Origin of the sequence: Psychrobacter sp. 16-MNA-CIBAN-0192, assembly GCF_040309565.1 — a bacterium.
Taxonomy (GTDB): Bacteria; Pseudomonadota; Gammaproteobacteria; order Pseudomonadales; family Moraxellaceae; genus Psychrobacter.
The window spans coordinates 1-264 of sequence record NZ_JBEOOX010000353.1 but is presented as its reverse complement, the minus strand read 5'-3'; the positions used below and the strand labels follow the sequence as shown (position 1 = coordinate 264).

Below are 264 nucleotides of genomic sequence, written 5' to 3'. Positions count from 1 at the left end.
GCGTACTATTTTGTAAAAAAGCGAGTATCAATAGATACTCGCTTTTTTATTACTATTTGACGCTATTAGCGCGAAACATCACGAAACGGCTGGTTGTTGCACCGGTGTTTCGTCAGAGTAAAACTGTTCAACATCAAGCTGGCCTTCACTTTTACCTATCACAACCGCGGTCATCATATCGCCAGTGATATTGGTTGCAGTGCGGATCATATCAACAATACGGTCAATGGCTGCGATAAAGGCAATACCTTCAAGTGGTAAACC

The 264-nt window shown here is 42.4% G+C and carries 1 protein-coding gene; it reads right to left on the bottom strand.

All coding sequences use genetic code 11. The features are described 5' to 3' along the window. Positions 1-78: 78 nt before the first annotated feature. The coding region (locus tag AAEY78_RS13560; RefSeq protein WP_352339852.1) for a cation:dicarboxylate symporter family transporter at positions 79-264 on the bottom strand (186 nt) is incomplete at its 5' end.